General features: G+C 40.5%; 8 protein-coding genes and 1 pseudogene. 2 read left to right on the forward strand and 7 right to left on the reverse strand.

Going from position 1 to position 10,027, the window contains the following annotated elements; all coding sequences use genetic code 11:
* Positions 1 to 2: 2 nt before the first annotated feature.
* From CWB80_RS10570 to CWB80_RS10595, 6 genes and pseudogenes are all read right to left on the reverse strand, one after another.
* Positions 3 to 950: an aminoglycoside phosphotransferase family protein gene (locus tag CWB80_RS10570; RefSeq protein ID WP_138599425.1), complete on the reverse strand. Its 948-nt coding sequence runs from the start codon at positions 948 to 950 to the stop codon at positions 3 to 5.
* 145 nt (positions 951 to 1,095) lie between these two features.
* The gene (locus CWB80_RS10575; protein WP_138599424.1) at positions 1,096 to 3,351 is read right to left on the reverse strand and encodes an acyl-CoA dehydrogenase; all 2,256 of its coding nucleotides are present in this window, start codon (positions 3,349 to 3,351) and stop codon (positions 1,096 to 1,098) included.
* Between the two features lie 253 nt (positions 3,352 to 3,604).
* Positions 3,605 to 5,137 carry a phospholipase D family protein gene (locus CWB80_RS10580; protein WP_138599423.1) on the reverse strand — a complete coding sequence of 511 codons (1,533 nt, stop codon included), beginning with the start codon at positions 5,135 to 5,137 and terminating at the stop codon, positions 3,605 to 3,607.
* Between the two features lie 158 nt (positions 5,138 to 5,295).
* Positions 5,296 to 5,490 carry a (2Fe-2S)-binding protein gene (locus CWB80_RS10585; RefSeq protein ID WP_054554573.1) on the reverse strand — a complete coding sequence of 65 codons (195 nt, stop codon included), beginning with the start codon at positions 5,488 to 5,490 and terminating at the stop codon, positions 5,296 to 5,298.
* 311 nt (positions 5,491 to 5,801) lie between these two features.
* Positions 5,802 to 6,257: pseudogene (locus tag CWB80_RS10590) on the reverse strand (type II toxin-antitoxin system YhaV family toxin).
* Positions 6,258 to 6,277: 20 nt separating this feature from the next.
* A complete protein-coding gene (locus CWB80_RS10595; RefSeq protein ID WP_138599422.1) occupies positions 6,278 to 6,607 on the reverse strand; it encodes a type II toxin-antitoxin system PrlF family antitoxin in 330 nt (109 codons plus the stop codon).
* 432 nt (positions 6,608 to 7,039) lie between these two features.
* On the opposite strand from CWB80_RS10595, the gene CWB80_RS10600 reads away from it, so the two are divergent.
* Positions 7,040 to 7,738 carry a hypothetical protein gene (locus CWB80_RS10600; protein ID WP_054554583.1) on the forward strand — a complete coding sequence of 233 codons (699 nt, stop codon included), beginning with the start codon at positions 7,040 to 7,042 and terminating at the stop codon, positions 7,736 to 7,738.
* Positions 7,739 to 7,820: 82 nt separating this feature from the next.
* Here the strand turns inward: CWB80_RS10600 and CWB80_RS10605 are convergent, their stop codons facing one another.
* Positions 7,821 to 8,237, reverse strand: a complete 417-nt coding sequence (locus CWB80_RS10605; RefSeq protein WP_138599421.1) for a hypothetical protein — start codon at positions 8,235 to 8,237, stop codon at positions 7,821 to 7,823.
* A gap of 299 nt (positions 8,238 to 8,536) precedes the next feature.
* Between CWB80_RS10605 and CWB80_RS10610 the strand changes: the two genes are divergently transcribed.
* The coding region (locus CWB80_RS10610) for a CHRD domain-containing protein (RefSeq protein WP_138686280.1) at positions 8,537 to 10,027 on the forward strand (1,491 nt) is incomplete at its 3' end.

The following is a 10,027-nucleotide window of genomic DNA, read 5'->3' on the forward strand; positions in this document are numbered from 1 at the left end:
TGCTAATCCTTTATTTTTAAGTACGTTACAAATTGCTGCTGCATGTAGCCGTTTATTTTTGCATGTTCTGGGCTCCAACCGGCTAAAAAACGATAAAAATCGCTCCATGCGTAACACCAAAGCGCTCGCCAACTGCTAACGACATGCGCTGGATTGACACTCGGCTGATAACGTTTTAGTCCCTGTGTGAGGGTGTCAAAATAGCGATTTAAATAGTCATCTGCAACTGATTTTAATGCAGTATCATCTAAGCAACTGCCTAAAAAATACATGACATCAATCACCCCAACACCTTTGCCAACATATTGAAAATCATAGCCAAGAACATGCTGGTTTTGTGGCACAATAGCAAAATTGGCAAGCTTAGCATCACCATGAATTAATGTTTGGTAAGGTGACTCATTCAACGCAGTATCAATAGCGTGTGCCTGCGCTTTTAAGCTTAAATCGCTCATACGCTTTAGCTCATCGGGCCGTGTTGCTAAATGCCAATAACTACCTCGCGGCCAAAGGCCATCGGCAGAGCTTGCTAAATGAAAAGCATGAAAGTGTGCAAGCCAGTTTATAATTGCTTCAATGTCGCGGTGTGTAGCACTTGCTTGCTGGTAGCCAAGTGCACTGAAATCACTAAATAACAGCGCTTGCTTACTGCCCTCTTGGATTGCCTCAATACAATGAATAGCCGCAGCTTCATGTGGCAATTGCTTAGCGTAATGCCGATACCAATTAAATTCGACTAAGTAAGATTGCCGCTTTCTGGCAAGCGCAAAATCACTTTGTTTTATACGACTATGATTGATCTGACTTGGCACTTCAATCGCTTTAATTACCCTAGCCGCACCATCTATTTGGCAACGAATAATCTCACCGCATTCACTCCATACTGATGCCGCTTGCTGTAGCTCTGTAATGTTTGAAAAGTGAGAAGTAACAAATTGCCTAAGATCCATAACGCTCTGTAATTTATATAAACCGATGGCAATGGTAGGTGATATTGGCTATTGGTACAACGACCTATAAGCAATAAAAAACCCGTGCTAAGCACGGGTTTTCGAAGATAAAGTCCTAATACTGCTCAGGACTTGCATTGTTGAATTACTCGTTTACCACACTTTTAAGTGGGTTTACTGGCTTTGCATTGTCATCCAGTAAGTTCATGTCAAAGTCGAACTCATCAACACGAATCGCTTTTTCACGTTTCTTGTTGTAATCAATCAGTTTTGCATACTCTTCTTCGTTGATAACACTTGCAACAAGTGCATTATCAAGCGTTTCTGCAAAACGAACACCCGGCTTAATAGTTTTAGCACGCAGTGCTTTTTTAACTTTTGCAAGTAAATCAAGGCACGCCATTTTCGCTTTGTACGCTTGCTCATTGATGTAATGACCATCACCTTCAATTGGATTAACCAAGTGAGTGATTTGCGCTTTAAATGCCGTATCCATTTGCGCTTGAGTGGCAAGTTCACGGATTAAATCATCGCTGATCTTAGGCATTTTCAATGAGTAGTTCATCGTAATGAAACGCATAAACTTACGAGTACCACTTGCAGGGAAGTTATCTAAGAACTTATGCAATGCTTCTTCAGCGCTTTGTAGTGCAAAGCGAGTCGCATAGTGGAAGTAAGGCGCAGCTTGCTCACGTTCACTGCTTGCTACTTTTTGCTCGTAATATTTAATTGATGCCATCGCCGCATACAAGAAGCTCATTACGTCGCCTAAACGTGCAGATAGCATTTCTGCTTGCTTAAGTTTGCCGCCCAGTACCAATAACGAGAAGTCAGCGTAAACTGCTAGTTTTGCAGATAATTTATGCGCTGCTTTTTCGTATTCACGTACTTCGGGTAGTGACGATTTAGCACCGGCAGTAAACGGTAATACACCTAAACGGAAAGCACGTAAGCTGTTAGCTACGCTGTAACCTACTGTTTTACGTAAGATGCTGTTGAATTCTTTATCTGCATTTTTGTCTTCGCTATGGATAGACTCAACCATAGATTGAAGGTAAGGGTGACAACGCATTACACCTTGGCCAAAAATCATTAGGTTACGAGTAAGAATGTTTGCACCTTCAACCGTGATTGCGATTGGTTGTGCAACATATCCACTTGCTAATGTATTTTGCGGGCCATTTTGAATTGCTTTACCTGCTTGAATATCCATTGCTGAATCAAGCACGTTACGACCAATTTCTGTCATGTGGTATTTCGCAATCGCAGTGACGACAGATGGTTTTAAGCCCATGCCTAAACCTTCTGTTGTTAATACACGCATTGCTTCTTGAAGATAAGTTTTACCTGCAATATCAGCAAGCTTCTCTTGAATACCTTCGAATTGACCAATCGCCAGACCAAACTGCTCACGTACTGCTGCGTACTCAGAAGCACCTTTGAATGCCACTTGTGATGAGCTAACACCTAGTGCTGGTAACGAGATACCACGGCCTGCACCTAAACAGCTAACCAGCATTTGCCAGCCACGGCCGATGTTCTTTTGACCACCAATGATGAAGTCCATTGGTACAAATACTTTTTCACCGCGAGTCGTACCGTTGTAAAAACGGATACCCATAGGATCATGACGATTACCAAGTTCAACACCAGGGTGATCTTTAGGAATTAGCGCACAGGTAATACCGAGGTTTTCTTTGCCACCGAGTAAACCATCAGGGTCAACTACTTTAAATGCTAAACCTAATACTGTCGCAATTGGCGCAAGTGTGATGTAACGTTTGTCCCAGGTAATTTCTAAACCTAGCACTTCTTCGCCATTAAACTGACCACGTTTAACAACACCGATATCTGGAATACCACCCGCATCTGAACCCGCTTCTGGGCTAGTTAGTGCGAAACAAGGAATGTCGCGACCATTTGCAAGACGTGGTAAGTAGTGATCTTGTTGCTCTTTAGTACCAAAGTGGAGTAATAGCTCACCTGGGCCTAATGAATTAGGAACCATCACGGTTACCGCAACCGCAGAACTCTTAGTCGCGATAGTCGCAACGATTGTTGAGTTTGCATAAGGGCTGAATTCTAAACCGCCGAATGATTTAGGAATGATAAGCGAGAAAAAGCGCTCTTTTTTCAAGAAATCAAGAATGTAGTCAGGAAGATGAACACCATTTTGAATTTCAGAATCATCAATCATTGATAATAATTCTTTCACTGGGCCATCTAAGAATGCTTGCTCTTCAGCGCTCAGCTTAGCTGCTGGCACGTCACGAAGTGCATCGAAATCAGGTTTACCTTGGTAGATTGAACCTTCTAACCAAACATCACCCGCATCTAACGCTTCTTGTTCTGTAATTGAAATACTAGGTAATACTTTTTTTAATTTTGTACGTAAGCTCATAATAAACTCATCCGACCAGATAGTAATACCTACATTACGTCATAAAATAAGCAATAGATCAATTGGTCCAACCAGTTTTTTTAACATTTTTTTATATTTATTTTTTCTTTGCATGCTAAGCACTTGAATACAATGGGTTTACACGTGTAAGCTCAAACGCTATTTTTTATCCCAAAATGGTTTACAACTAAAGGCTGACAATAAAAAGCCCAACTAAAAAGTTGGGCTTAGATGTAAATGCTGAAGGAATGCTTTATAGCTCATCCTCGATAGGGAATAACGAAATAAACCACACTTGAAAGCGTCGCCAAGAAGACGTTTGTGGCTCTTCATCAAATTGCTCATTACTCACTGTGTCGAGCCAAACTAAATCATCATCCTTTAAATCAACTTTCCAAGCATACTCAGCCATATCAGTATCAACCCACTTTGATAGTGATCGGCTTAATTTAGAGCTGTTGATCAATACACCCATTTCAGTATTTAAATCAAGTGAGCGAGGGTCAAGGTTCATGGTACCGACAAAGATCTTTTCATCATCAAAGGTCATGGTTTTTGCGTGTAGGCTTGCTTGTGATGACCCAGTAACCTTACGCCCTGCTTTGCGCTTAACGGCCATCAAGTCACTTGGCTTTAATTCCCAAAGTTTTACCCCTCCAGAAATTAAATCTTTGCGGTACTTTTTATATCCTGCATGCACAGCTGAGACATCCGTGGCGGCTAGTGAATTTGTTAGCACAGTAACGTTAACGCCCTGCCGCACCCAGTATGTTAGCAACTTAACGCCTTGCTCTTTGGGAATAAAGTAAGGCGAAATAATAATAACTCTTTGCTCTGGTTGCCCCAGCCTTTGAAGTAAACGTGGCGACATATTTGACGACTTTTCACGCACTTCATTTAAAACCTTATCAGGATGGTCAAAAAACAGCTCTGAGGTTTGCCAGTCAAATGTAATTTCGTCATCAAGCAAGCGTTTAACAAACTCGCTTTCATGCAGCTGCTGAACATAATTGCTCTGTCGGTTTTGTTCAACATAGCTCGACAATGTTTTAGTGATATCTATGAGTGACTGTTCATCACGTTTACCGTGTAAATCTTCAACTGGGTAAGACAATTGATGATTCCAATATAAATCAAATGCTTTAGATGCATTTGGAACAATTTCACCAACACTCATAACATCTAAATCAATAAACTCAGAATGATCTTCAGCCGAGAAGTACGCATTACCAATGTTTCGCCCACCAGTAATAAAAATACGATTATCGACTATAAAGCTCTTATTATGCATGCGCCTAGAAAGCTGTCTAAAGTTGGTAATAAAGCCGAGCGCCCTAAAACGACGGTTAGGAAATGGATTAAATAATCGAACTTCAATATTTGGATGTACAGCCAGTGCCGCTAAATCAAGCTCACTGTCGGCTTGCGATAAGTCATCAAGCAACAAGCGAATTCTTACCCCTCTATCTGCGGCTTTTAATAAAAAGGCTGTAAATAAAATGGTAGTTTGTTGCCTGTGATATAAATAGTACTGCACATCAATGGTGTGCTCGGCAGAATCAATAAGTGCCAACCTAGCTACAAAGGCATCGACCCCATCTGCTAAAGGATAAAACCCTGATAACCCAGGATGATTATTACCCACTGCATCTCCTATGGTACTGGGTGTATCTGCTGCAATGGCATAGCTTGGTTGAATGGACTCTCGTGAAGGTAATTGCGCGCAGCCCGCGGTGATTAAAATGAGTACTGCACAAAAAAGTGATTTTGAAGAGTCTATTATCATGGCTTCCTACCAATGACCGTGTGATACACGTATCTGCTTTGTTATAACCCTAATAAATGAAGGGGTTAAAAGCAAATAAAAACTCGTAAGTATGGGGATTAATTAGAACAATTGAACGAAGAAAAAATAGTTAAGCACGCATGCTTAAGAGCAAGTAACTACGCTACTTGCTCAGTGATATCTGCAATTTCGATCAGTTTGCGATTAAGAATTTTTTTACAACAACCGCAACACTTGCCGCACTGGCTACCCACTTGCAGCTCTTTTGATAAATCGCGCATCGTCATAGCGCCATCATCAATTGTTTGTTCGATTTTTTTATCAGTCACACCATGACATAAACAGATATACATGAATGCAAACCACTCTCATTTCTCTTGATGGTCAGCATATTAATCTAAACGGTAATAGTTCGCAATAGTGTTATAGGCAATATTTGCATAACTTTTATACTGAAATTTCATAAGTGGCACACAGCTAAAAATTTTCCCTTATGATTTGGGCAGTTAGTTAAAGGCGAATAAAGAAAAAATTTCTAACTTTTTTGAGGGGTGGTTAGTGTTGCAGTTGAAAGAAAAAGAGAGGATGGCTCAGATACAGAGCATTAGGCGATGAAAAAACAAAGAACCCAACACTTCAACAACTGGAAAAACACGCGCCTTGATTATGGGAAGAGCAACTCGTCCTTAGCTGCTTTTAAAAGTTCATCCCATCCCTCAGGTGGATGACCAGAATTTAACATCTTTTCGAATACTTTGTAGGCATCGGTTTTACTACCGTATGCACGTTTATTATTTTCATCATTGACCCATGCATAAACGATGATTTTTGACCCTAAATGATATCGAAAAAACAAACGGTATTGTTGGAAGAACTTTGCTCGAAACCAGTGCTTGTTATCATCACCTAATGTGCTTCCTTGGCGAAACTCAGGGCTGGTAGGATCATGCGGTATGAGTTCAAAGATTAACCGTTGAATAGCGGCTAATCGTTTCGTGGCATTTTTTTTAAGGTAGCCCTTTGGATCTTTATTCCGAAGAGCCTCAACTTGTGTTTTAAGGCTTATGTATTGCTCTTTAAACAATGGATGAGTGTAAAGTGTCTAACCATATACGACCATTGGTATCGTTTTTTGCAAACTTACTCGTCCTCATCCAATAACGGAGCATCTAAATCGATTTCTACACCTTCAATCAACACATCAACGTTTTCTCGCATAATTGCTGATAACGGTTCTATTCTTTCAGGATGAGCCTGCATATCACGCGCTATGAATGATAAAAACTCGCCAAGTACAGGATCGCTTTCTTGCACTGCTGCACGCGAAATAACAACGCTGCCATCAGATTGAATCGTGTATTTAATTTTATCTTTTTTACCTAAGTGCAACGCCTTACGAACAGGGCTAGGCACCGTAGTTTGAAAACGGTCTGTCAATGTTGATTCAGTTTCTAAAACAACTTGTGCCATAACAACCTCTGTCTTTTATTTGCTTCATCAGCTTTGATTTTAGTACGAACGAACAGGCAATGAAAATGCATTACCTTTTTAAAATGAGCTAGAAAATACACAAGTTGCTTAATGCTGAAAGGGGGGACTTGTCTAGACACTCAGCTAGCTGAGTGTGCGCTCATTCCCTCACGACGTAACATGATACAAAGCACCTGCAAACTCTAATCGTAGTGGCCTAGCCATCCTTGCACGTATCAATCTTGGTTAGTTAATAACTAAAAATTAGGCTTCAATATGCTAAAGGGCAAAAAGAAAGACCTGAGCCTGTTGGCTACTCGTTATGATAAATAAACCATTTTTAAATAACACAACAAAGCCAACCCTTTAGTTGGTAATAAAGCACTGCGTTTGCTATTTTACCCCTAATACTAAATATGTAATCGAGGACACATGGAAGCGCCTACTTTTGAATTAACCCGTGATAACTTTAACTCAATCTTTTTTCAGACTTTCATAAAAACGAAAGTGCAACCTGAAATACCTATCATAAGATGCGCAGTGCCTTTACCGAAAGCACAGAAATTCAAGGCAAAATTAATTACTGCCGTTATTTTCATTATTGCATGTCACCTTGTTTGGAAAACACAATCTGGTGCAGGTGCAATTGCCGCTGTGGTCATTACTTATCTCAGTTATTTTTTAATTCAGATGTTTATTGCCAATAAGCGTTATTTCATCCATGAATCTCCCTTGTGCGAAATTAAAATAAACAAAGAAGAGGTTTACCTGCCTGCACTTTTATTCGATGACAGAAAAGCACGAACACTTAAAAGAGAAGATTTACTTAATGTTGAGGCCGTATGGAATTTTACACGCACCAAAAGCGGCTACGATATTAACGATCCACAACCTAGGCGTGCCTATCTATTTTCTGTTATTTTTAAAACTCGCTATGGTGATTCAATTCCTTTAAATGACTGGAGCTTAGAACATCCTGAGCTTTTCAAGACACTTGTTGAGTATGATTACCCAGTAACTATGATCAGAACAGCCAAACGCGGGTCACCAATAACAGTTCACATAAAATGGTTCTTCCTATTTACCTTTATATGTACTCTCATCTACTCACTTATAAAGTATGTAATTTAGCGGACTTATAAAGTATGTAATTTAGCGGACTTATAAATATGCAATTGGCAAAGTAACTGCGAACAAGCGCTTTGCCTTAAACTTACGCTTTATTGTTAAACAGCATACCAGAGTGATTACTAGAAGTAGGAGCAAACAATGAGTTTATCATCGTAGAAACATTACTTTTTACGGCAAGCTGGACTGCATTTATTTCTTCATCAAGTTGTTTATTAAGCTCTAGTAACTCACTTTCTCGTTGTTCTGGAGCTAGGTCTTTATTGCTTTTTAAACTATTAATCTTATTTTGTAACTCCTTTATTTTTACTACTAGCTCTTGTTGTGTTTGTGATGTCTTTGATTGAGCTTCTGCTTGTGGATCAGAATCAACGCCCGCTTCTTGTTGTTTAGAGCCTTGAAGGGTTGTTGCTCTTTCACTTGCTGGGTTTAGCTCATTTTTATTTTGCTGATCTAATAATGGCTCTTTTAGGAATGAAGATGTGTACGAAGTTAGCTGCATAGTTTTCCTATCGTTAATTTTTTGGCGTTTAGCTATAAACTTTTTAAGATCAAACTAGATGCACGATCCGTACCCATTTGGAACCCAAAAGCCATTATACGGCTAAATATGTCAAATCCTCTAAAGTTAGCGTTATTAAACTTTAACTTTTGAATCCTCACTTCAAATAAACCAACACTAAAGAACTACTTTTTAACTTTTAAACAACCTTTTTTGATCTTTTTTTAAACACCGCCCGTACGCCTTATTGAAGTGGACACGTCGTAACGTCCGAACATACAAAGATATAAGGAACAACGATGAAATACATACTCCTGGCTAGCAGCTTACTTTTTCTCACCGCGTGTAGCGATGATGATGACGATAACACCGAAGTTGTTACCCCACCCCCAGTTCAAGAATTCACTCCAAGTAAAACCTATTCTGTAACTTTAAGTGGCAAACAAGAAGTACCAATGAATGACTCAATGCAAACAGCGACTGCAACGGTAGAGCTTGACGAAAGTTTAATGCAATTTCGTGCAACACTTGATGCAAGCTCAGTCGAAGGTTTTAGCGCAGCACATATACACGACGGCGATTTGGGCGCTAATGGTGATGTTGCTTTTGCATTTGAAGCCACTACCGATGGTATGTATGAAGTCGCAATTACCGACCTTGATGAAAGTCTAATTGCTGATTTAATGGATGGCGATTGGTATATAAACCTTCATACTGAACAGTACGCAAACGGCGAGCTTCGTGCGCAAATTGTGCCAGACACAACCAGCATCATCACGTTTGTTTTAAATGGCGATCAGCAAGTGCCTATGAACGACAGTGACGCAATGGGTTATGGCTATGCATCTTATGATAGCGCCACGACAGAATTACGGCTTCGCGCGGTGACTATGGGTGTTGATGACGCTACAGCAGCTCATATCCACACGGGTAAATTAGGCTCAAATGGTGACGTATTCGTAACTTTAGAGCAAGACGACGAAGTCATGACTGACTGGGTTGTACCAGAAGATACTATGATTGACAGCGACACTCTGGCAGTACTTTTAGACGGCGGTCACTATGTTAATGTTCATACGCCTGAATTTGCCGGTGGCGAAATTCGCGGCCAAATCTTAACAGACAACTATGCAGTTGCGACCTTTGACTTAAGTGGTAATCAAGAAGTGCCTATGGTCAGCACCATGGCTGATGGTGATGGTTATGCCCTTGTTGATACAACAGACTACAGCGTAGAGCTTACTGTTGTAACATCAGGCTTAGACGATGCAAGTGCTGCGCATATTCATACAGGTCGTATCGGGACTAATGGCGATGTATTAGTGGCTCTTGAACAATCGATGGACGACAGTAACGTCTGGATGACACCAAGCAACACACAAATCAACGCGGATATTTTTGCAGTGCTGGCTTCTGGCGGTCATTATGTCAATATTCATACACCTGCTAATGCTGGCGGCGAGCTTCGTGGGCAAATCCTAACCAGTAACTATGGTTTTACGAGCTTTAAACTAAGCGGTAAGCAAGAAGTTCCTGCTGTCGAATCTGATGCAAGTGGTGAAGGTTATGCATTAATTAACATGGATAACTATGGCTTAGAGCTATTAGTAAACACAATGGGTGTTGATGATGCGACAGGTGCACACATTCATACTGGCCGAATTGGCACCAATGGCGACGTTCTAGTAGCGCTTGAGCAGTCAACAACTGATGCAGGCATGTGGATGACGCCAGCAAATACCATGATCAACGCAGAGATATTTGAGGTACTTGCATCAGGTGGTCATTAC

It is taken from the genome of Pseudoalteromonas sp. S1650, assembly GCF_005887195.1.
GTDB classification, from domain to species: Bacteria; Pseudomonadota; Gammaproteobacteria; order Enterobacterales; family Alteromonadaceae; genus Pseudoalteromonas; species Pseudoalteromonas simplex.